The organism is Streptomyces sp. P1-3, from assembly GCF_050613155.1.
GTDB lineage: Bacteria > Actinomycetota > Actinomycetes > Streptomycetales > Streptomycetaceae > Streptomyces.
Genome location: NZ_CP192512.1, coordinates 4,037,794 through 4,059,747 on the forward strand (window position 1 = coordinate 4,037,794; position 21,954 = coordinate 4,059,747).

The window sequence follows — 21,954 nt, forward strand, 5'->3', positions numbered from 1 at the left end:
TCCGGGTCCACATCGTTGAACGGGGGAACGTCATGGTCGAGCGGGACCGCCCACACGAACCTGGCCGCATGGCGCGATGGGACGCGGCCACGGCGTAGCGGATGTTAGACGGACGCGGGCGCCCAGGCCGTCGGCGCCCCTGCACAGAGCCGGGCCCGCACACGCAGCCGGGCCCTCGCACGCAGTCGGGCCCGCGCGCGCAGCTCGGCCCGTGCCCGCAACCGGGCCCCCGCGCGCAGGCGGATCCCCGCGCGCGGACCGACCCCCGCACGGAGCACCCTGCGCGCGTGGCGCGCCGGGTGCGCACGGTCGCGGGCCAGGTCTTCGTCCTCCAGGTGTCGGTCGTCCTGCTGATCGTCGTCGCCGCCGTCGCCGCCCTCATACTGCAGTCGCGGCACGACAGCACGCAGGAGGCCCGGAACCGCTCCCTCGCCGTCGCCGCCACCTTCGCGCGCTCCCCGGGGCTGGTCGACGCGCTGCGCGGCACCGACCCGACCGCCGCCCTGCAAGGGCGCGCCGAGGCGGTGCGCAAGGCGTCCGGCGTCGACTTCGTCGTCGTCATGTCGCCGAAGGGCATCCGCTGGACCCACCCCGACCCCGAGCGCATCGGCCGGCGCTTCATGGGCACGATCAAGCCCGCCGAGCACGGCGGGACCGTCGTGGAGACCTTCACCGGTACCCTCGGCCCCTCGGTGCGGGCCGTCGTCCCGGTCACCGACGAGCGCGGTACGGTCGTCGGCCTGGTCTCCGCCGGGATCACCGTCGAGAAGGTCGGCGACGTGGTGGACCGCCAGCTGCCGCTGGTGATCGGCGCCGCGGTCGCCGCGCTCGCGCTGGCCACCGGCGGGACCGCGCTGGTCAGCAGACGGCTGCGGCGGCAGACCCACGGCCTGGATCCGGTCGAGATGACGCGGATGTACGAGCACCACGACGCGGTGCTCCACTCCGTACGCGAAGGGGTGCTGATCGTCGACGGCGACGGCAGGCTGGTGCTCGCCAACGACGAGGCGCGCCGGCTGCTGGACCTGCCGCCGGACGCCGAGGGGCGGCGGGTGTCCGAGCTGGGCCTGGCCCCGTATTCCGCCGCCCTGCTGGTCTCGGGGCGCGCCACCACCGACGAGGTGCACGTCGCGGGGGACCGGCTGCTGTCGGTCAGCCACCGGCCCACCGACCGGCACGGCGGCCCGCCGGGCAGCGTCGCCACCCTGCGCGACACCACCGAGCTCCAGCAGCTGTCCGACTCCGTCGACGTGGCCCGCAAGCGGCTCAAGACCCTCTACGACGCGAGTGTGCGGATCGGCACCGGACTCGACGTGGCGCGCACGGCCGAGGAGCTGGCCGAGTACGCGGTGCGGCGCGTCGCCGACTACGTCACCGTCGATCTGTCCGACGCCGTACTGCACGGCGAGGAGCCGGACGAGCGGGTGACGCTGCGCCGTACGGCCGTGTGCGGCGTGCGCGACGACGCCCCGCTCTTCCCGCTCGGCAAGCTGATCGACTTCGTGCCGACCACCCCGCAGGGCTGGAGCTACGACAGCGGCATGGCGGCCATCGAGCCCGATCTCGCCGCGTTCGGCGGGTGGCAGTCGCAGGACCCCGCCCGGGCCCGCGAGATCGTCGGGTTCGGCATCCACTCGATGATCACCGTGCCGCTCCGGGCCCGCGGTGTGGTGCTGGGCGTGGCCAGCTTCTGGCGGTCCCAGAAGCCGGAGCCGTTCGACGACGAGGACCTGTCGCTGGCCGAGGAACTGGTGACGCGCGCGGCGGTCAGCATCGACAACGCCCGCCGCTACACCCGCGAGCACACCATGGCGGTGACGCTCCAGCGCAGTCTGCTGCCCCGGGTGCTGCCCGAGCAGAGCGCGCTCGACGTCGCCTACCGCTATCTGCCCGCCCAGTCGGGCGTCGGCGGCGACTGGTTCGACGTCATCCCGCTGCCGGGTGCGCGGGTGGCGCTGGTCGTCGGGGACGTCGTCGGCCACGGCCTGCACGCCGCCGCGACCATGGGCCGGCTCCGTACCGCCGTGCACAACTTCTCCGCCCTCGACATGCCGCCGGACGAACTGCTGTCCCGTCTGGACGAGCTGATCGCCCGGATCGACCGGGAGGACGCGGAGGAGGAGGGCTCCGCCAAGGCCGTCACCGGCGCGACGTGCCTGTACGCGATCTACGACCCGGTGTCCCGGCGCTGCACGATGGCGCGGGCCGGGCACCTGCCGCCCGCGCTGGTGCACCCCGACGGGAAGGTGGAGTTCGTGGATCTGCCCAGCGGGCCGCCGCTGGGTCTCGGCGGGCTGCCCTTCGAGACGGCCGAGTTCGAGCTACCCGAGGGCAGCAGTGTGGTGCTGTACACCGACGGGCTGGTCGAGAGGCGCGACCGGGACATCGACGAGGGGCTTGAGCTGCTGCGCACGTCCCTGGCGGGGCCGGGGGCCGCGGAGGCGGCGGGGCGTGTCCCGGCCGCGGCGGGCGACCCGGCTCCTGGGCGTGACCCCGCTCCTGGGCGCGATCCGGAGCAGACGTGCCAGGTCGTGCTGGGCGATCTGCTCCACGGCCGGCCCAGCGACGACGTGGCGCTGATCGTGGCCCGTACGCGGGCGCTGCCGGCCGAGCGGATCGCCCAGTGGCGGGTGGCGTCGGATCCGGCGGAGGTCGCGGGGATGCGGGCGGCGGTGGCCAGCACCCTGGCCGGGTGGGGGCTGGAGGAGCTCGCGTTCACCACCGGGCTGATCCTCAGCGAGCTGATCACCAACGCCATCCGGCACGCGGCGGGTCCGATCCGGGTGCGGCTGCTGTACGACCGGAGCCTGATCTGCGAGGTGGCCGACGCCGGCAGCACCTCGCCGCACCTGCGGTACGCGGCGACGACGGACGAGGGCGGGCGGGGGCTGTTCCTGGTCTCGCAGTTCGCCGAGCGATGGGGCACCCGGTACACGCCGGAAGGCAAGGTCATCTGGGCCGAGCAGCCGCTTCCGGCCGGCAAACAGGCATACGCGTAATAGGCGTACGCGTAAGGGGCTGGTGCCCTATGGCACCAGCCCCTTACCTACAGCCCAGTAGGCGTCACTTCACCGGCTCGGGCGCCGGCTCCTCCGCCGTCTCGCCGTCGCCCTCCGGCTCCGCCGGGGTCTTCACCGACTCGAGCAGCAGCTGCGCGACGTCCACGACCTGGATCGACTCCTTGGCCTTGCCGTCGTTCTTCTTGCCGTTGACCGAGTCGGTCAGCATGACAAGGCAGAACGGGCAGGCCGTGGAGACGATGTCGGGGTTGAGCGACAGCGCCTCATCAACACGCTCGTTGTTGATGCGCTTGCCGATCCGCTCCTCCATCCACATCCGCGCGCCACCGGCGCCGCAGCAGAAGCCCCGCTCCTTGTGGCGGTGCATCTCCTCGTTCCGCAGGCCCGGCACCTTGGCGATGATCTCGCGCGGCGGCGTGTAGACCTTGTTGTGGCGGCCCAGGTAGCACGGGTCGTGGTACGTGATCAGGCCCTCGACCGGGGTGACCGGGATCAGCCGGCCCTCGTCGACGAGGTGCTGGAGCAGCTGGGTGTGGTGGATGACCTCGTACTCGCCGCCCAGCTGCGGGTACTCGTTGGCGATCGTGTTGAAGCAGTGCGGGCAGGTCGCGACGATCTTCTTCTTCGACTTCTCGACCGTGACGCCCTCATCAGCGTCCTCGCCGAATGCCATGTTCAGCATCTCGACGTTCTGCTGGCCGAGCTGCTGGAACAGGAACTCGTTGCCCAGGCGCCGGGCCGAGTCGCCGGTGCACGCCTCGTCACCGCCCATGATCGCGAACTTGACGCCCGCGATGTGCAGCAGCTCCGCGAAGGCCTTGGTGGTCTTCTTGGCCCGGTCCTCCAGGGCCCCGGCGCAGCCGACCCAGTACAGGTAGTCGACCTCGGTGAGGTCCTCGATGTCCTTGCCGACGACCGGGACCTCGAAGTCGACCTCCTTGGTCCACGCCAGGCGCTGCTTCTTGGCCAACCCCCAGGGGTTGCCCTTCTTCTCCAGGTTCTTGAGCATCGTGCCCGCCTCGGACGGGAAGGAGCTCTCGATCATCACCTGGTAGCGGCGCATGTCGACGATGTGGTCGACGTGCTCGATGTCGACCGGGCACTGCTCGACGCAGGCGCCGCAGGTGGTGCAGGACCACAGCACGTCCGGGTCGATGACGCCGTTCTCTTCGAGGGTGCCGATCAGCGGGCGCTCGGCCTCCGCGAGGGCCGCCGCGGGGACCTCGGCGAGCTGCTCCTCGGTGCCCTTCTCCTCGCCCTCCATCGTCTTGCCGCCGCCCGCGAGCAGGTACGGGGCCTTGGCGTGCGCGTGGTCGCGCAGCGCCATGATCAGCAGCTTCGGCGACAGCGGCTTGCCGGTGTTCCAGGCCGGGCACTGCGACTGGCAGCGGCCGCACTCGGTGCAGGTGGAGAAGTCGAGCAGGCCCTTCCAGGAGAACTCCTCGACCTTCGACACACCGAAGACGTCGTCCTCGCCCGGGTCCTCGAAGTTGATCGGCTTGCCGCCGGAGGTCATCGGCTGGAGCGCGCCGAGCGCCACGTCGCCGCTGGACTCGCGCTTGAACCAGATGTTCGGGAAGCCGAGGAAGCGGTGCCAGGCGACACCCATGTCGGTCCTGAGGGAGACCGTGATCATCCAGATGAAGGACGTCGCGATCTTGATCCCGGCGACGAGGTAGGTGAGGTTCTGGATCGTGCTGAGGCTCAGCCCCTTGAGGGCCAGGATCAGCGGGTACGAGGCGAAGTACCCGGCCTCGTAGCTGTCGACGTGGTGCTGGACGCCCTCCAGGGCGCGCAGCGTCATGATCGACAGGCCGACGATGAGGATGACGCTCTCGACGAAGTACGCCTGGCCGGTGTTGGAGCCCGTGAAGCGGGACTTGCGGCCCGCCTTGCCGGGCCTGTTCAGCTGCCGGATGACGATCAGGGTGAGGATGCCGAGCGCCGTCATCGTGCCGAGGAACTCGACGAACATCTCCCACAGGACCCAGTCACCGATGATCGGCAGCATCCAGTCGGACTTGAAGAGCTGGCCGATGGCGTTGACGATCGTCAGCAGCAGGGAGAAGAAGCCCACCGCCACGAACCAGTGCGCGACGCCGACGATGCCCCACTTGTTCATGCGGGAGTGGCCGAGGAACTCCTTGACCAGCGTGATGGTGCGCTGCTTGGGGTCGTTGGTCCGGGAGCCGGCGGGGACGGGCTGGCCGAGCCGCATGAAGTTGTAGATCTGCAGGATGGCACGGCCGAACAGCGCGACGCCGACCGCGATTAGGACCAGCGACACAATGATCGCGGCGAGTTGCATTGGTGGCTCCTCGGACCTGCGAGAGCGGTGATGATGAGTGATTACTAAGCAGTAACTTATCCGGTCTCTGCCGAGATTACCGAGGTTTCACGGACCCATGCAGTCGACCGGCCGGTGATCTGTGTCGCTCAGGCTGCCCTGACCTCTCTCTTCCTTGCGCCACCCCGGGCGCCCCACCCCTTGCTGCTCATAAGCTCGATATAAAAGTTGAGTGAGCCCGGCTCAGGTCTGTTGACACGGAAAAGTTGATCATGCACGCTTGAGCCTGTTCCACTCAATGCTGTAGCTGGAGGATCCTGAAATGGCACGTGCGGTCGGCATCGACCTGGGTACGACGAACTCCGTCGTCAGTGTGCTCGAAGGCGGTGAGCCCACCGTCATCACCAACGCCGAGGGCGCCAGGACCACGCCGTCCGTTGTGGCCTTCGCGAAGAACGGTGAGGTGCTCGTCGGCGAGGTCGCCAAGCGCCAGGCCGTCACCAACGTCGACCGGACGATCCGCTCGGTCAAGCGCCACATGGGCACTGACTGGAAGATCGGCCTGGACGGCAAGGACTTCAACCCGCAGCAGATCAGCGCCTTCATCCTGCAGAAGCTGAAGCGGGACGCCGAGGCGTACCTGGGTGAGAAGGTCACGGACGCGGTCATCACTGTTCCTGCGTACTTCAACGACTCCGAGCGTCAGGCCACCAAGGAGGCCGGTGAGATCGCCGGGCTTAACGTCCTGCGCATCGTCAACGAGCCTACTGCCGCGGCGCTCGCCTACGGGCTGGACAAGGACGACCAGACGATCCTCGTCTTCGACCTCGGCGGCGGCACCTTCGACGTCTCGCTGCTGGAGATCGGCGACGGCGTGGTCGAGGTGAAGGCCACCAACGGTGACAACCACCTCGGTGGTGACGACTGGGACCAGCGCGTCGTCGACTACCTGGTCAAGCAGTTCCACTCCGGCCACGGCGTGGACCTGTCCAAGGACAAGATGGCCCTCCAGCGCCTGCGTGAGGCCGCGGAGAAGGCGAAGATCGAGCTGTCCTCGTCCACCGAGACCTCGATCAACCTGCCGTACATCACGGCGTCCGCCGAGGGCCCGCTGCACCTGGACGAGAAGCTCACCCGCGCCCAGTTCCAGCAGCTGACCGCGGACCTGCTGGAGCGCTGCAAGACCCCGTTCCACAACGTGATCAAGGACGCGGGCATCGCCCTCTCCGAGATCGACCACGTGGTCCTGGTCGGCGGTTCCACCCGTATGCCGGCCGTCGCCGAGCTCGTCAAGGAGCTGACCGGTGGCAACGAGGCCAACAAGGGCGTGAACCCGGACGAGGTCGTCGCCATCGGCGCCGCCCTCCAGGCCGGTGTCCTCAAGGGTGAGGTCAAGGACGTCCTGCTGCTCGACGTCACCCCGCTGTCCCTCGGTATCGAGACCAAGGGCGGCATCATGACGAAGCTCATCGAGCGCAACACGACCATCCCGACCAAGCGCTCGGAGATCTTCACCACGGCCGAGGACAACCAGCCGTCGGTGCAGATCCAGGTCTACCAGGGCGAGCGCGAGATCGCGGCGTACAACAAGAAGCTCGGGATGTTCGAGCTGACCGGTCTGCCGCCGGCGCCGCGCGGCGTCCCGCAGATCGAGGTCGCCTTCGACATCGACGCCAACGGCATCATGCACGTGACCGCGAAGGACCTGGGCACGGGCAAGGAGCAGAAGATGACCGTCACCGGCGGCTCCTCGCTGCCGAAGGACGAGGTCGACCGGATGCGCCAGGAGGCCGAGAAGTACGCGGAGGAGGACCACGCCCGCCGCGAGGCCGCCGAGACCCGCAACCAGGGCGAGCAGCTCGTCTACCAGACGGAGAAGTTCCTCAAGGACAACGAGGACAAGGTTCCCGCCGAGGTCAAGACCGAGGTCGAGACCGCCGTCGGCGAGCTGAAGGAGAAGCTGGCGGGCGAGGACACCGCCGAGATCCGCACCGCCACCGAGAAGGTCGCGGCCGTCAGCCAGAAGCTCGGCCAGGCGCTGTACGCCGACGCCCAGGCCCAGCAGGCCGCGGGCGGCGCCGGTGCCCCGGGTCCTGACGGTGCCGCCCCGAAGGCCGACGACGACGTCGTCGACGCCGAGATCGTCGACGACGAGAAGGCCGCCGGCGGGCAGGGTGGTGCCGCGTGACGGAGGAGACTCCGGGCTTCGAGGAGCAGCCCGACGTCCCCTCCTCCGCCCCCGAGAAGGAGGGGGACACCTCCACCTCGAAGTCCTCCGACGACAAGGCCAAGGGCGCCGGGTCAGCCGACAAGGCGGGCCCGGAGGCCCCGGGCGGGGACGGGCTGTCCACCGTCGGCGTCCAGGCGCAGCTGGACCAGGTCCGCACCGCGCTCAACGAGCGCACCGCTGACCTCCAGCGGCTCCAGGCGGAGTACCAGAACTACCGCCGCCGCGTGGAGCGGGATCGGGTGACGGTCAAGGAGATCGCCGTCGCGAACCTGCTGTCCGAGCTGCTGCCGGTGCTCGACGACATCGGCCGCGCCCGGGAGCACGGCGAGCTGGTCGGCGGCTTCAAGTCGGTCGCCGAGTCGCTGGAGACGGTCGCCGCCAAGATGGGGCTGCAGCAGTTCGGCAAGGAGGGCGAGCCCTTCGACCCGCTGGTGCACGAGGCGCTGATGCACAGCTACGCGCCGGACGTCACCGAGACCACGTGCGTGCAGATTCTGCAGCCGGGGTATCGGATCGGCGAGCGTACGATCCGCCCCGCGCGGGTCGCGGTGGCCGAGCCCCAGCCCGGGGCCCAGCCCAAGTCCGATGAGACGCCCGACGAGGAGAGCGGTGGCCCGGAAGAGGGCTGACGCAGTGGTGACGAGGAAGGAGGGACGCCGGGGATGAGCCTGAGCAGGGATGTGCTGGAGAAGGACCTGTACAAGGTCCTCGGCGTCCCGAAGGACGCCACCGAAGCGGAGATCAAGAAGGCGTACCGGAAGCTCGCGCGCGAGTTCCATCCGGACGCCAACAAGGGCGACGCCAAGGCCGAGGAGCGCTTCAAGGAGATCTCCGAGGCCAACGACGTGCTCGCGGACGCCAAGCGCCGCAAGGAGTACGACGAGGCCCGCGCGCTGTTCGGGAACGGCGGCTTCCGCCCCGGTCCCGGCGGCCCGGGCGGCGGCAGCTTCAACTTCGACCTCGGCGACCTCTTCGGCGGCGCGGGCCAGCCCGGCGGTGCCGCGGGCGGCTTCGGCGGCGGGCTCGGCGATGTCTTCGGCGGCCTCTTCGGCGGCCGGGGCACGACCCGCGCCCAGCCGCGCCGCGGCCAGGACATCGAGTCCGAGGTGACGCTGAGCTTCACCGAGGCGGTGGAGGGGGCGACCGTCCCGCTGCGGATGTCCAGCCAGGCCCCGTGCAAGACGTGTTCGGGCACGGGCGACAAGAACGGCACGCCGCGGGTCTGCCCCACCTGCGTCGGCACCGGCCAGGTCAGCCGGGGCGCGGGCGGCGGCTTCTCGCTCACCGACCCGTGCGCGGACTGCCGCGGCCGGGGCCTGATCGCCGAGAACCCCTGCGACGTGTGCAAGGGCAGCGGGCGAGCCCGCTCCGCGCGCACCATGCAGGTCCGCATCCCGGCGGGCGTCAGCGACGGCCAGCGGATCCGGCTGCGCGGCAAGGGCGCACCGGGCGAGACCGGCGGCCCGGCCGGCGATCTCTACGTCGTCGTCCACGTCGACCCGCACCCGGTCTTCGGCCGCAAGGACGACAACCTCACGGTCACCGTGCCGGTGTCCTTCGTGGAGGCCGCCCTCGGCGGCGAGGTGAAGGTGCCGACCCTCGGCGGCCCGCCGGTCACCCTGAAGCTGCCCGCGGGCACGCCCAACGGCCGTACGATGCGCGCCCGCGGCAAGGGCGCGGTGCGCAAGGACGGCAGCCGCGGCGACCTGCTGGTCACGGTCGAGGTCGCCGTACCGAAGGAGCTCGACGACAAGGCGCGCGAGGCGCTGGAGTCGTACCGGGAGGCCACCGCGGGCCAGGACCCGCGGGCGGAGCTGTTCCAGGCCGCGAAGGGAGCATGAGCCATGGTGGTGGACGGGCGAGGCGGAATGCAGGGCGGCGGCGGCCGTGGTGGCGGCCGGGTTCCCCGTAATCCGTACCAACTGACCGATGAGACACCTGTGTACGTCATCTCGGTGGCGGCACAGCTCTCGGGCCTGCACCCGCAGACCCTGCGGCAGTACGACCGGCTCGGCCTGGTCTCCCCCGACCGTACCGCGGGCCGCGGCCGCCGCTACTCGGCCCGCGACATCGAACTGCTCCGCCAGGTGCAGCAGTTGTCGCAGGACGAGGGCATCAACCTGGCCGGCATCAAGCGCATCATCGAACTGGAGAACCAGGTCGCCGCGCTTCAGGCGCGCGTCGCGGAACTGACCGCGGCCGTCGAGGGCGCGGCGGCGGCGATGCAGCAGCGCGAGGCGCAGGTGCACGCGTCGTACCGGCGGGACCTGGTCCCGTACGACCAGGTGCAGCAGACGAGCGCGCTGGTGGTGTGGCGGCCGAAGCGGCCGGAGTAGTCGCGGCGCGGCTGTGTCAGACATGGAAGGGGCCGGGAGAGCATCCGCTCTCCCGGCCCCTTCCATGTGCGGGGTGGCCGCCCGAGGTCAGACGAAGTCCGCCGTGTCGAGTTCGAAGGCGAAGGGTTCCGGCAGGGCGATGGTCTTGCCAAACGGGGCGGGGTGCTTCTCGGTGTAGTCCTCGGACGCCGGTTCGCTGAACAGCGTGACCATGCCTTCCTGCCGGTCCACCAGCAGATAGAGCGGGATCCCGCCGCGCGCGTAGCAGTGCCGCTTCGCGATGCGGTCGCCTTGGGGCCTGCTGCTGGTCACCTCCGCGACCATGGTGACGCCGTCGCAGGGCATCCAGGGCGGGGCACCGCGGAAGAGGCGGAGGTCGCGAGGGGCGAAGGTGATATCGGGGATGGCGTGGTTCTTCGGGCACAGGCCGCCGCGCGGCAGGATCAGTCCGGTATTGCCGGACTGCTGCATGGGTACCTGGGAGTGTCTGTAGACCTGGGCGACGATGAGGTCGATGGCGTCTTGATGGTCGCCGTCAGGTGTCGGTGACACGACGAGTTCCCCCTCGATGAGCTCGGCCTTGAAGCCTTTGGGGGTCTCCAGAGCCAGAAATTCCTCCAGGAGAATCTGCTCCGGGGTGGGAGTCGGCTCGTGTGTCATAGCAGTCATGCTGCCCCCCTTTGTGGATACGGTCCAGTGTCGGCCGCGCGTGGCGACGATGGCGGTTCCGCGGAGAGGTTCACTCTCAGGAGTGGCGGGGTTATCCCCACGGCCGCCGGGCCTGCCGGCCGATCTCGCACCAGACGACCTTGGCGGCCGGGCCCCACAGCTCCCCCTTGAGCGGGAACGTGCCCCACGCGTCGGCGACCACCGTGAGCAGGATCAGCCCGCGCCCGCTCTCGCCGTTCCCCTCGGGGTCGTCGGGATCCTTGATGACGAGCGGCGCGGGGCTGTTGTCCCAGGCCATGAGCCGCAGCTTCTCGTCCTTGGACCAGCTGACCCGCATGTCCGCCTCACCGCCGGAGTGCACGATGGCGTTCGTCAGTAATTCGCTGGCCAACAGCTCGGCACGGTCGATCAGTTCGGGCAACTCGTGCGCGGTGAGCATCTTGCGGAGGGTGGCTCTGGCGACGGAGACGGCCCGGGGGGCGTTGGGGACGTGGATGCAGTATTCGAAGGGGGCGACGTCCTGTTGGGTGTTGGGCATGGGCATACGGGCCTCCTGTGGGCACGCTTGAGCCGTGACGCTTCGCTGAGTGAGCGATGCAACACTCACCGTAGGTTGCATGGCTGATACGTTGCAAGGCTTATCCCGAATGTTCGCCCCATCGGGTCGGGCGTGGCATGGTGGCCGCGCAGGCGTCCAGCAGAGGAGATGTGGTCATGCCGCCCAGGAGCAACCCCACCGCCCGGCAAGAGAGGTTGGGCGCGGAGCTGCGCAAGATGCGTGAGCGCGCGGGTATGACTGCACGGCAAGCCGGTGACCTCCTGGGTACGGGGCCCGTCCAGATCAGCCATATCGAAGCGGGACGCATCGGCGTGAGCGAGGACCGCCTGCGGCGGCTGGCGGATCACTATCGCTGCGGGAACCCTGAGTTGGTCGAAGCGCTGGTTGGCATGGCGACGGAGCGCGTGCGCGGATGGTGGGAGGAGTACCGGGGCGTCCTCGCCGCGATGTCCCTCGATCTGGCCGCCTTGGAGTGGCACGCGCGCGCTATGCAGACTCTGCAAGTGGTGCACATCCCCGGCCTCTTGCAGGTGGAGCCGTACATGCGGGCCTTGTTCACGTATGCGCGGACGGCGTTCTCGCCGGACCACCTCGACGCTGTGATCGACTTCCGCTTGCGCCGCCGCCAGGTTCTCGACCGTGAGGGTGCGCCTGTCTTGATGGCGATCGTCCACGAAGCCGCGCTACGGATGAGAGTGGGCGACCGGGCCGCCGTGCGCCAGCAGCTCGAGTACCTCGTGGAGCGGGCCGAACTCCCCGGCGTTACCGTACGGGTGGTTCCCTTTTCGGCGGACGGCTTCGCGGGGATGGGCTACTCGATGACGTACGCGTCGGGCCCGGTACCCCAACTCGACACGGTTCAGATTGATCACGTACACGGCAGCGTCTTCCTGGACGCGGAAGCGCAGCTCGGCCATTACCGAACGCTCCTGGGGACGGTGGAGCGCTCTGCCCTCAGCCCCGAGAAGTCGCGGGATTTCATCCACCGGATCGCGCGCGAGCTGTGAGAGGTCTGGCTATGCGGCAGGTTCGCTGGCGGAAGTCGTCGTTCTCCGGAACCGGCCCGGACAACAACTGCGTGGAGCTCGGCGCCGCCGACGGCCTCGTACGGCTCCGGGAGAGCGACGACCCCGCCGTCGTCCTCGCCACCACCCCCGCCGCCCTCGCCGCCTTCCTCCGCGCCGCGAAGGCCGGCCAGTTCGACGCGGACAGCTGAATCCGGATGCGCCCAGGGGCGCCCCTCTGCGATAGTCGCGCGCTGTGAACAGTGCTGAGCTGGTGTTGCGGCGCGCGGTGGACTCTGACGCGGCCGACATCGCCGACGTGTGGCTGCGTTCCTTCGCCGCCGCGCTGCCGACCGTGCGCCGCGCGCACGGCGACGACGAGGTACGGAGCTGGTTTACCCACGTGGTCGTGCCGCAGTACGAGACCTGGGTGGCCGTCGCCGAGGGCTCGGTGATCGGGCTTCTGGTCCTCGACGGTGAGGAGCTCGAACAGCTCTACCTCGACCCGTCCTGGCGCGGCCGCGGTGTGGGCGACCGGTTCATGGACGTGGCCAAGCGGCGACGGCCCCATGGGCTGGGACTGTGGACGTTCCACGTGAACGGGCCCGCCCGGCGGTTCTACGAGCGACACGGCTTCATCGCGGTCGAGTACACCGACGGGCTGCGCAATGAGGAGCACGAGCCGGACGTCCGCTATACCTGGCGGCCTCAGGAGTAGGACCCGCTGGGAGGCTGGGCCCGCCCCGGGCCGCGCATTCGCCCTGGTCAGGCGGAAGAAGCCTGAGGAACCCGGGTGAACATGCGGCCTCCGAGGTCGACGCCCACGACCGTGCCGCTCTCGTCGCGGGTGAAGAAGCCGCGCCGGCCCTTCAAACCGCCGCTCGTGAGGACGTACTCGTCCCCGTCGCCGGGCAGCAGGCCGAGGGTGAACGGTGCGTAGTCCGGGGGGAGGTCGGTGTCGGCGGCGGCGCGGATCTCCGGTTTGATCACGACCTCCAGCGTCAGCTCCGCCCCGTCCGCCCCGTCCGCCCCGTCCGCCCCGCCCGCGTCGATCGTGAGCGTCATGGCGTCGATCTCGTAGGTCCCGGCGATCTCCTGGGCCCGCGCCCGCACCTCGTCGTACGGGAGGGGCTCCGGGTCCTGGTCGGTGACCCCGAGATACGTCTGGAGGGCCCAGCGGACCACGGCCTGGTTGAAGAGGATGCCGTTCGGGCCCGCGTTGGACAGCGTGACGACGGCGAAGTTCCGTTCCGGCACGGTGAGGAGTTCGGAGAACTGACCGTTCGCCGACCCGCCGTGGCCGACCGCACGGACGCCGTCCACGTCACGCAGGAACCAGCCGATGCCCATGGCGTCGCCTTCCGCGCTGCCCCGCAGCGCGACCGTCGGCTCCTTCATCTGCTGCAAGAGGTCGGCGGGGAGTACGCGGACGCCGCTCTCCGTCCGGCCGTCGCCCAGGTGGAACCTCGCCCAGCGCAGCTGGTCCGCCGCCGACGAGACGAGGCCCCCGCCGGGTCGATTGCCGCGCGTGGTGGGTGTCCACGGCCGCGCGACGGACGGCGTGCCGTCCTCGTCGCGGTTGTGCCCCACGGCGAACCGCCGCGTCATGACGTCGTTGGGCGCGAAGAGGCTCTCCGACAGGCCCAGCGGTTCCAGTACGAGCGAGGAGACGGCCCGCTCGTACGTCATGCCCGTGACCTTCTCCAGGATCCGCCCGACCAGGTTGTACCCCGCCTGGCTGTACGAGGACCGGGTGCCGGGCGGCGCGATCAGCTCCAGCTCGGCCATCGACGCCACGTAGCCGGCCAGGGCGTCGTCCCCGTCGCCGGTGTCGTTGATGACGCCCCACTCCAGGCCCGCTGTGTGGTTGAGCAGGTTCAGCACGGTGATCTCCGCGGCGGCCCGCTCGTCCGTCAGCGTGAGCTCGGGAACGTACCGGCGCACCGGGGCGTCCAATTCGACCAGCCCGTCCGCGACCAGACGCATGAGCGCGGTCGCCGTGTAGGTCTTGGTGACCGAGGCCAGCTGGTACAGCGTGTTCTCGTCGACGGGCAGCGGGTTCTCGACGCTCGTCACGCCGTGGCACGCGTAGATCTCCTGGCCGTCGGCCCACACCCCGACGGCGACACCGGGTATGCCGAACTCCGCAGCGGTCGCCTCCACGAACTCCGACAGCTCTGCCTGTGACATCCCAATTTCCCTTCGACGGACTTGAACTAAGTTCAAGTGAAACGTTAGAGGACTGATTGAACTAAGTGCAAGTGGTGGGCTGAACTTAGTGCAGGCCGGCGGGGCGGTGTCTTATCGTGGAGGCATGCCGCGCGCCTCGCTGACCAGGGAACAGATCGTCCGGACCGCCGTCGAGCTACTCGACGAGGAAGGTCTCGAAGGGCTCAACATGCGCGCCCTGGGCAAGCGGCTCGGGACCGTCGCCACCGCCGTGTACTGGCACGTCAAGAACAAGGACGACCTCGTCCTGCTCGCCGGCGACCACGTGTGGAACGAGATCGAGCTGCCCGATCTCGAAGCGGTCGACTGGCGCACGGCCGCCGCCTCGATGGCCACCGGCCTGCACGCGATGCTCGCCCGCCACCCGTGGCTCGTGCAGGCCTTCGGCTCCTATTTCCTCTACGGGTCCGGCAAGTCGCGCCACGACGACCACAGCCTCGCCCTCTACGAGAAGGCCGGCTTCGTCGGCGAGGAGGCGGACCAGGCGGCGGCCGGCGTGTTCACCTACGTGCTCGGCAACGCCCTCGGGGCGTCGGCCGCGGCGTCGTTGACGAGGCGGCTGAGTCGCGACGGCGGTGACGCGGAGGAGCTGATCCAGGACACCATGGCCAAGGCCGGTGAGGTCGCCATGCGGTTCCCGCGACTGCGCGGCCGCATCGGGACGGCCTCCGCCGAGTACCTCGCGGCTCCCGACAAGACCTTCGAACTCGGCCTCGAAGCCCTCCTCGACGGCCTCGAAGGCCGCCTCGCGGCCCGCCGCACGGCTACCTCCGGGGAATGAGTCGGAGCGCCGCGCTCCGCCGCGAAGCGGAGCCCGATCGACCTGTCGGCTGACGACGGTGGGTCAGGCGCGACGGGAGAGTGGTCGATGCCGGTGGTCGCGGTGTTCGGGGGTCATCGCGAAAGGCCGGCCGCCCCCTGCGGAATCTGCCCCGCCGCTTCCTCTGGACAGCGGCGGGGCTACACGTATCCTTCACAAACCGGGAGTCCATGTGGGGATTCCGTGCGCGGTCCGTCCGGGCCGAAGTGAAGTGGGGGTAAGCCGTGAGAACAACGTTGCGCAGAGGGGCTGTCGGGGCGGTACTGGCCGTGGCTCTGTCGGCCGCGCTGCTGCCTGCCTCGGCAGCGTACGCGGCGGGGAACGGGGCGGGGAACCCCTCCGCGGAGCCTCGCTCGGCGGACCGCGCGACGGCCAAGTCCTTCGCCCGTATCGCCGATGCCGTGCTGACCGACCGTACGTCGGCGCTCCTGGACACCCGGCCGGTGCGGCGGATCGCGCCGCTGGTGGACTCGGACGTGCGCCTGTCGGGTGGGCTGGCGCGGACCGAGGGCACCGCGGTGTCCTCGCTGCGGACCCGCAAGGCGCGGCTTGCCGCGCTGGGCGAGGCGTACACCGCGGCCGACACCCGGACCACCGTCGACAAGACCCGCGTCAAGGACGGACGGGCCACTGTCCAGGTCACCGAGACCACGACGCTCACGTACAAGAAGATCCGCGGTGACGAGCCCGCGACGACCGGCTTCCAGGCCCACCACGAGCTGACCTTCGCCGCCTCGCCGGACGGGAGGTGGGAGCTGACGGGCATCAGGCCCACGGACAACGGCCTCAGGGCGGTCAACGCGCCCAGCACGGTGGTGGCGACGGCCGGGGACGGCCCGCCGAGCGCGACCCCCGCCGCCACGTCGTACCCCGCGCGGTCGAAGCCGAGGACGGCGGGGGCCACCCCGTACAACTACAAGGCCATGGCCGCGTACGCCGAGAAATACTGGAAGAACTACAACCCCGCCTACCGGCAGTTCAACGATGACGGCGGGGACTGCACGAACTTCGTCAGCCAGGCCCTGAAGGCGGGCGGCTGGAAGCACGACTCCGGCGACTACGCGGACTACCGCAACTGGTGGTACAGCTCCTCGTACCAGTCGACGTCCTGGGTCGGCGCCAACGAGTGGTCGTGGTTCACGCTGCACCACAAGCGGGCGACCAACCTCTCCAACGCGTACCAGATGGAGGTCGGGGACATCCTGCAGATGGACTTCGACAAGGACGGGTCCAAGGACCACACCATGATCACCACGTACCGGAGCCGGACCGGCGTCCCGTACATGACCTACCACTCGGTCAACACCTACCGAAAGTCGCTGACGAGCATCGTGGTCTCCAACCCGGGCTCGGCCTACTACGCCTACCGCACCTGACGGTTCGCTACCGCAGCTGACCGTTCGCTGCCGCAGCTGACGCCCCGCCGGATCGACGGACCGACCGGCGGGGCGTCGCCGTGAAATGCGGTGGCTCATCGCCGGGACCGCCCATAGGGTCCCGGCATGTCTTCATCGCTCCGCCTGGAGAAGGTCACGCCGGACAACGTGCTCGACGCGTGCCGGCTGCGGGTACGGCCCGAGCAGGAGCGGTTCGTGGCTCCGGTCGCCCGGTCGCTGGCCGAGGCGTACGCGCAACCGGACGTCGCCTGGCCGCGGTTGGTCTTCGACGGCGACCGGCTCGTGGGCTTCGTCATGGGCTTCTTCGACGTCCGTTTCGATCCGGACAACCCGGACGAGAGGCCCCGCAGCGGCCTCTGGCGGCTGGTCGTCGCCGCCGGCCAGCAGGGGCGGGGATGCGGCCGCTTCGCGGTGGCGTCTGTGTGCGACGAGGTCCGCAGGCGCGGGCAGACGCGGGTGACGGTGACCTGGGGGCAGGGCGAGCACGGGCCCGAGGGGTTCTACCTGGGGCTCGGGTTCCGGCTCACCGGGGAGACCAGCGGGGATCAGGTCGTCGGCGAGCTGGACCTGTCCGCCGCAGGGCTGTCCGTGGACAGCGTGTCCGCCGCAGGCCCGTCTGACTGAGGCCTGTCTGTGGAGAGCCGGTCTGCGGAGAGCCCGTCCGCGGAAGACCGCTCCGTCGCCGCGCCGAAGGGGCTGTCGATCACATAGCGCCAGCGGCCGTCCGGGCCGCGGCGCGCCACGTCCGTCGCCGTGGCCTCGATCCGCACCGGGGTGCCGTCCGGCGCGGTGCCGGCGAGCCTCCAGTCCACGATCAGCAGGGCGATGTCGCCCGCCACGTGGATGTGCCGCGGGGTGACGGCGATGGGCAGGCCGAGGCCCAGAAAGTCCGCGTTGGCGCGGGAGATGGCCTCCGGCGTCGTCGCGGGGGTGCCCGTGGGCCGGACGAACACCGCGCCCTCCTCGTACAGTTCCCGGACCGCCGCCGCGTCGCCGCTGTTGAAGCGTTCGGCGAAGACGGCGGGGAGGTCGTGGGCGGCTGCGGGGAGGGGCGGGGGCGCGGAAGCAGCGGAAGCAGCAGAATGGGTGGGCATGGCGGGAACCCTAGGAGGCGGTGCCGTGGCTCACCCAACGGTTCGTCACGGGCTGCCCGACGACCCCCGCGCCGAGGTCCGCGCGCCCAGCCCCGACTGCCCGGTGGAGATCACGCTGTCCGCGCTGCGCGGCCGCTGGACCACGCTCGTCGTACGTGAACTGCTGCGCGGCGGCCGTGCCTACAGCGAGCTGGCCGCCGCGCTCCCCGACCTCTCCGACAAGGTGCTCACCGACCGGCTGGCGCAGCTGGCGGCCGCGGGTGTGGTCCGGCGCGAGCGCACCCCCGGCTGGCCCGCGACCGTCCGCTACGAGCTCACCTCGCGCGGCCGCGACCTCGGGCCGGTGCTCCAGGCGCTGTGGGACTGGGGCGCGGGCGACGGTGCCGTACGGCCACCGGCCGCGCGCTGAGCCTCGTACGGCGCTCGCCGCCGCGATCAAGCGCACCATGGAGGTACGGCAGGAGGTACCGCCATGTTGGAAGTCAAGACGATCGAGAAGCCGGATGAGCGGCGCGACTTTCCCCGAGGACACCTCGACGCGCTGCACATGACCGGGCTGGACTTCGCCGTCGGGACGTTCGAGCCCGGCTGGCGGTGGTCGGAGTCGGTGAAGCCGATCGCGAAGACCGAGAGCTGCCAGGTCCACCACAACGGGTTCGTGGTCAAAGGCCGGATGCGGATCCGGATGGACGACGGCGCCGAGGCTGAGATCGGGCCCGGGGACGTCTTCGTCGTCCCGGCCGGGCACGACGCCTGGGTGGTCGGCAGCGAGCCGTGCGTCCTGTACGACTTCGCGGGTGTCATGGCCCAGAGCTACGCCCGCGTGGAAGAGGACGCCTAGGCCATGAAGTTCATGCAGGTCATCGAGTACGAGACGACTCAGGAAGAGAAGATGTCGCGGCTCATGGACGAGTGGATGATGGCGACGGAGGGGAGGCGCACGGTGACGCGCGAGTTCCACACGCGGGACCGGGAGCACCCCAGGCACTACGTCGACATCGTCGAGTTCCCGTCGTACGAGAAGGCGATGGTCAACAACGCCCTGCCCGAGACGCGGCGCATGGCGGAGGAGTTCCGGTCGCTGTGCGAGGGCGAGCCGCGGTTCGTGAATCTGGAGGTCATTGACGAGGAGCCCTGAGGCGAGGATCCGTGACCCGGCCCAGGGCCCGGGTGAGGGCGATCTCGATCAGGACGCGGTCCGGGTTCGGGGACGGGGTGCGCTCGTAGCGTTCGGCGTAGCGGCGCACCGCGTCCTCGACGCGGGCCGCGTCCGTGCGGATGACCGCGCGGCCCTCCAGCGTGGCCCAGCGGACGTCGGCCCACTGGCAGACCGAGACCGGGGCGCCGTCGGGGCCCGCGGCCAGGACGTTGGCGACTTTGCGGCTGGTCTTGTTGGTGATGACGCGGGCCAGCCCGGCCTCCGGGTCGTAGGTGACGCCTACGGGGACGACGTGCGGGGTGCCGTCGGGGCGGAGGGTGGTGAGCGTGCACAGGTGGCGCTCGCGCCAGAAGCTGAGGTACAGCGGGTCGGGGTTCCGGAAGTCGATCGCCATGAGGATGAACCTATCGGCAACCTCGGCAAGCTGTCGCCAGTGCCTTGAGTGGAATAGACTCAACTTATCGTATGTTGCTAAGGGCAGGTCGGTAGGGTCACAGACAGTCGCCGACCGTCTGTTCGCCGACAGTTCCGTTGCCGATCGCGCGAGGAGGAGCAGCCAGCCGTGGACGCCGAGCTGACCAACAAGAGCCAGGCGGCGCTGAGCGCCGCCAACGAGCGGGCGGTCTCCGCTGGACACGCGGACCTGACCCCCGCGCATCTGCTGCTCGCCCTGCTCCAGGGGCAGGACAACGAGAACCTGATGGACTTGCTGGCCGCTGTCGAGGCGGACGCCGCCGCCGTACGGTCCGGGACCGAGCGGCTGCTGGGCGGGCTGCCCAGCGTGCAGGGCTCGACCGTGGCGCCACCGAGGGCCAGCCGCGAACTGCTGGCCGTGCTCGCCGACGCCGCTGAGCGCGCCCGGAAGCTGGGCGACGCGTACGTGTCCACCGAGCATCTGCTGATCGGGATCGCCGCGAAGGGCGGTCAGGCCGGGCAGCTGCTGGATCGGCAGGGCGCGTCGGCCAGGCGGTTGCTCGACGCGTTCGAGAAGCGGCGCGGGACGCAGCGCGTGACCACCCAGGACCCGGAGGGCACGTACAAGGCGCTGGAGAAGTTCGGCACCGACTTCACGGCCGCGGCGCGTGACGGCAAGCTGGATCCCGTCATCGGGCGGGACCAGGAGATCCGCCGCGTGGTGCAGGTGCTGTCCCGGCGGACCAAGAACAACCCGGTGCTCATCGGCGAGCCGGGCGTCGGCAAGACCGCCGTCGTCGAAGGGCTCGCGCAGCGCATCGTCAAGGGCGACGTACCCGAGTCGCTGCGCGACAAGCGGCTGGTCGCGCTCGACCTGGGCGCCATGGTCGCGGGCGCGAAGTACCGCGGTGAGTTCGAGGAGCGGCTCAAGACCGTCCTCGCCGAGATCAAGGCCAGCGACGGGCAGATCATCACCTTCATCGACGAACTGCACACCGTGGTCGGCGCTGGCGCGGGCGGCGACTCCGCCATGGACGCGGGGAACATGCTCAAGCCCATGCTGGCCCGCGGCGAGCTGCGCATGGTCGGCGCGACGACCCTGGACGAGTACCGCGAGCGCATCGAGAAGGACCCGGCGCTGGAGCGCCGCTTCCAGCAGGTGCTGGTGGCCGAGCCGACCGTGGAGGACACCGTCGCGATCCTGCGCGGCCTCAAGGGGCGGTACGAGGCGCACCACAAGGTGCAGATCGCGGACGGCGCGCTGGTCGCCGCCGCGACCCTGTCCGACCGCTACATCACCTCCCGCTTCCTGCCCGACAAGGCCATCGACCTGGTGGACGAGGCCGCCTCCCGGCTGCGGATGGAGATCGACTCCTCGCCGGTCGAGATCGACGAGCTCCAGCGGGCCGTCGACCGGCTGCGGATGGAGGAGCTGGCGCTGAAGAACGAGTCGGACGCGGCCAGCAGGCAGCGGCTGGAGAAGCTGCGCCGCGACCTCGCCGACAAGGAGGAGGAGCTGCGCGGCCTCACCGCCCGCTGGGAGAAGGAGAAGCAGGGCCTGAACCGGGTCGGTGAGCTCAAGGAGAAGCTGGACGACCTGCGCGGACAGGCGGAGCGCGCGCAGCGGGACGGCGACTTCGACACCGCCTCCAAGCTGCTGTACGGGGAGATCCCGGGCCTTGAGCGGGAGCTGGCGGCCGCCTCCGAGGCCGAGCAGGAGGCCAAGAAGGAGACCATGGTCAAGGACGAGGTCGGCCCGGACGACGTGGCCGATGTCGTCGCGGCCTGGACCGGCATCCCCGCCGGGCGGCTGCTGGAGGGCGAGACGCAGAAGCTGCTGCGCATGGAGGACGAGCTGGGCAGGCGGCTCATCGGGCAGGGCGAGGCGGTGCGCGCCGTCTCCGACGCCGTACGCCGCAGCCGCGCCGGGATCGCCGACCCCGACCGGCCCACCGGCTCGTTCCTCTTCCTGGGCCCCACCGGCGTCGGCAAGACCGAGCTGGCGAAGGCGCTCGCGGACTTCCTCTTCGACGACGAGCGGGCGATGGTCCGCATCGACATGAGCGAGTACGGCGAGAAGCACAGCGTGGCCCGGCTGGTGGGCGCCCCGCCCGGCTACGTCGGCTACGAGGAGGGCGGCCAGCTGACGGAGGCGGTGCGCCGCCGCCCGTACAGCGTCGTGCTGCTGGACGAGGTCGAGAAGGCGCACCCGGAGGTCTTCGACATCCTGCTCCAGGTGCTGGACGACGGGCGGCTCACCGACGGCCAGGGCCGGACCGTGGACTTCCGCAACACCATCCTGATCCTCACCTCCAATCTGGGCAGCCAGTACCTGGTCGAGCCCCTGACCAGCGAGGAGGAGAAGAAGCAGCAGGTGCTGGAGGTCGTCCGGGCATCCTTCAAGCCGGAGTTCCTCAACCGGCTGGACGACCTGGTGGTCTTCTCGGCCCTGTCGAAGGAGGAGCTGGGGCGGATCGCCGAACTCCAGATCCAGCGGCTCGCCCGGCGCCTGGCCGAGCGACGGCTCACGCTCGACGTCACCCCGGAGGCGCTGGAGTGGCTGGCGGACGAGGGGAACGACCCGGCGTACGGGGCCAGGCCGCTGCGCCGCCTGGTGCAGACCGCGATCGGCGACCGGCTGGCCAAGGAGATCCTGGCGGGCGAGGTCCGCGACGGCGACACGGTCCGGGTGGACCGGGCGGGCGACGGCCTGCTGGTGGGCCCGGCCCGGTAGGC

The 21,954-nt window shown here is 70.3% G+C and carries 21 protein-coding genes; 15 read left to right on the top strand and 6 right to left on the bottom strand.

Annotated features, from left to right (window positions below; translation table 11 throughout):
* Window positions 1-287 precede the first annotated feature (287 nt).
* A complete protein-coding gene (locus ACQUSR_RS17325; protein WP_431043473.1) occupies window positions 288-2,999 on the top strand; it encodes a SpoIIE family protein phosphatase in 2,712 nt (903 codons plus the stop codon).
* A 64-nt stretch (window positions 3,000-3,063) separates the two neighbouring features.
* Here the strand turns inward: ACQUSR_RS17325 and ACQUSR_RS17330 are convergent, their stop codons facing one another.
* Complete coding sequence (locus ACQUSR_RS17330; protein WP_431043474.1) at window positions 3,064-5,328, bottom strand: (Fe-S)-binding protein; 2,265 nt, start codon at window positions 5,326-5,328, stop codon at window positions 3,064-3,066.
* A 301-nt stretch (window positions 5,329-5,629) separates the two neighbouring features.
* Here ACQUSR_RS17330 and dnaK point away from each other — a divergent pair, with 301 nt between their 5' ends.
* From dnaK to ACQUSR_RS17350, 4 genes are read left to right on the top strand one after another with little or no spacing between them, the layout of a single operon-like run.
* Entirely contained in the window at window positions 5,630-7,495 is a 1,866-nt protein-coding gene (dnaK, locus tag ACQUSR_RS17335) for a molecular chaperone DnaK (RefSeq protein WP_431043475.1), read from the top strand.
* Window positions 7,492-8,166: a nucleotide exchange factor GrpE gene (grpE, locus tag ACQUSR_RS17340; RefSeq protein ID WP_431043476.1), complete on the top strand. Its 675-nt coding sequence runs from the start codon at window positions 7,492-7,494 to the stop codon at window positions 8,164-8,166. The genes dnaK and grpE overlap by 4 nt, the downstream gene beginning before the upstream one ends.
* A 33-nt stretch (window positions 8,167-8,199) precedes the next feature.
* Entirely contained in the window at window positions 8,200-9,378 is a 1,179-nt protein-coding gene (dnaJ, locus tag ACQUSR_RS17345; RefSeq protein WP_431043477.1) for a molecular chaperone DnaJ, read from the top strand.
* Between the two features lie 27 nt (window positions 9,379-9,405).
* On the top strand, window positions 9,406-9,873 hold the full coding sequence (locus tag ACQUSR_RS17350; RefSeq protein WP_431047645.1) for a heat shock protein transcriptional repressor HspR: 468 nt from the start codon (window positions 9,406-9,408) through the stop codon (window positions 9,871-9,873).
* 87 nt (window positions 9,874-9,960) lie between these two features.
* Here ACQUSR_RS17350 and ACQUSR_RS17355 read toward each other — a convergent pair whose 3' ends face one another.
* Both ACQUSR_RS17355 and ACQUSR_RS17360 read right to left on the bottom strand, forming a co-directional pair.
* Entirely contained in the window at window positions 9,961-10,542 is a 582-nt protein-coding gene (locus ACQUSR_RS17355) for a Uma2 family endonuclease (RefSeq protein WP_431043478.1), read from the bottom strand.
* 91 nt (window positions 10,543-10,633) lie between these two features.
* Complete coding sequence (locus ACQUSR_RS17360; protein WP_431043479.1) at window positions 10,634-11,080, bottom strand: ATP-binding protein; 447 nt, start codon at window positions 11,078-11,080, stop codon at window positions 10,634-10,636.
* 176 nt (window positions 11,081-11,256) lie between these two features.
* On the opposite strand from ACQUSR_RS17360, the gene ACQUSR_RS17365 reads away from it, so the two are divergent.
* The 3 genes from ACQUSR_RS17365 to ACQUSR_RS17375 are packed head-to-tail and all read left to right on the top strand — an operon-like array spanning window position 11,257 to window position 12,823.
* A complete protein-coding gene (locus ACQUSR_RS17365) occupies window positions 11,257-12,108 on the top strand; it encodes a helix-turn-helix domain-containing protein (RefSeq protein WP_431043480.1) in 852 nt (283 codons plus the stop codon).
* An 11-nt stretch (window positions 12,109-12,119) separates the two neighbouring features.
* Window positions 12,120-12,317 carry a DUF397 domain-containing protein gene (locus ACQUSR_RS17370; RefSeq protein ID WP_431043481.1) on the top strand — a complete coding sequence of 66 codons (198 nt, stop codon included), beginning with the start codon at window positions 12,120-12,122 and terminating at the stop codon, window positions 12,315-12,317.
* 44 nt (window positions 12,318-12,361) lie between these two features.
* Window positions 12,362-12,823: a GNAT family N-acetyltransferase gene (locus ACQUSR_RS17375; RefSeq protein ID WP_431043482.1), complete on the top strand. Its 462-nt coding sequence runs from the start codon at window positions 12,362-12,364 to the stop codon at window positions 12,821-12,823.
* Between the two features lie 47 nt (window positions 12,824-12,870).
* On the opposite strand, the gene ACQUSR_RS17380 is transcribed toward ACQUSR_RS17375, so the two are convergent.
* Window positions 12,871-14,295, bottom strand: coding sequence for a serine hydrolase domain-containing protein (locus ACQUSR_RS17380; RefSeq protein WP_431043484.1), 1,425 nt, complete (start codon window positions 14,293-14,295; stop codon window positions 12,871-12,873).
* 124 nt (window positions 14,296-14,419) lie between these two features.
* On the opposite strand from ACQUSR_RS17380, the gene ACQUSR_RS17385 reads away from it, so the two are divergent.
* From ACQUSR_RS17385 to ACQUSR_RS17395, 3 genes are all read left to right on the top strand, one after another.
* Window positions 14,420-15,115 (top strand): TetR/AcrR family transcriptional regulator, encoded by a 696-nt coding sequence (locus ACQUSR_RS17385; protein WP_431043485.1) that lies wholly within the window; start codon window positions 14,420-14,422, stop codon window positions 15,113-15,115.
* Between the two features lie 308 nt (window positions 15,116-15,423).
* Entirely contained in the window at window positions 15,424-16,530 is a 1,107-nt protein-coding gene (locus tag ACQUSR_RS17390; protein ID WP_431043486.1) for an amidase domain-containing protein, read from the top strand.
* Between the two features lie 126 nt (window positions 16,531-16,656).
* Window positions 16,657-17,175 carry a GNAT family N-acetyltransferase gene (locus tag ACQUSR_RS17395; protein ID WP_431043488.1) on the top strand — a complete coding sequence of 173 codons (519 nt, stop codon included), beginning with the start codon at window positions 16,657-16,659 and terminating at the stop codon, window positions 17,173-17,175.
* Here ACQUSR_RS17395 and ACQUSR_RS17400 read toward each other — a convergent pair.
* The gene (locus tag ACQUSR_RS17400; RefSeq protein ID WP_431043489.1) at window positions 17,097-17,645 is read right to left on the bottom strand and encodes a YybH family protein; all 549 of its coding nucleotides are present in this window, start codon (window positions 17,643-17,645) and stop codon (window positions 17,097-17,099) included. The two genes, ACQUSR_RS17395 and ACQUSR_RS17400, sit on opposite strands and share 79 nt — an antisense overlap.
* Window positions 17,646-17,670: 25 nt before the next feature.
* On the opposite strand from ACQUSR_RS17400, the gene ACQUSR_RS17405 reads away from it, so the two are divergent.
* The 3 genes from ACQUSR_RS17405 (at window position 17,671) to ACQUSR_RS17415 (ending at window position 18,783) form a co-directional block, all read left to right on the top strand.
* Window positions 17,671-18,054, top strand: coding sequence for a winged helix-turn-helix transcriptional regulator (locus tag ACQUSR_RS17405; protein ID WP_431043490.1), 384 nt, complete (start codon window positions 17,671-17,673; stop codon window positions 18,052-18,054).
* Window positions 18,055-18,117: 63 nt separating this feature from the next.
* Window positions 18,118-18,486, top strand: coding sequence for a cupin domain-containing protein (locus tag ACQUSR_RS17410; RefSeq protein ID WP_431043491.1), 369 nt, complete (start codon window positions 18,118-18,120; stop codon window positions 18,484-18,486).
* A gap of 3 nt (window positions 18,487-18,489) precedes the next feature.
* Window positions 18,490-18,783, top strand: a complete 294-nt coding sequence (locus ACQUSR_RS17415) for a hypothetical protein (protein ID WP_431043492.1) — start codon at window positions 18,490-18,492, stop codon at window positions 18,781-18,783.
* Here ACQUSR_RS17415 and ACQUSR_RS17420 read toward each other — a convergent pair.
* Complete coding sequence (locus tag ACQUSR_RS17420; protein WP_431043493.1) at window positions 18,764-19,198, bottom strand: pyridoxamine 5'-phosphate oxidase family protein; 435 nt, start codon at window positions 19,196-19,198, stop codon at window positions 18,764-18,766. The two genes, ACQUSR_RS17415 and ACQUSR_RS17420, sit on opposite strands and share 20 nt — an antisense overlap.
* 168 nt (window positions 19,199-19,366) lie before the next feature.
* Between ACQUSR_RS17420 and clpB the strand changes: the two genes are divergently transcribed.
* Window positions 19,367-21,952, top strand: a complete 2,586-nt coding sequence (gene clpB / locus ACQUSR_RS17425; protein WP_431043494.1) for an ATP-dependent chaperone ClpB — start codon at window positions 19,367-19,369, stop codon at window positions 21,950-21,952.
* Window positions 21,953-21,954: the final 2 nt, after the last annotated feature.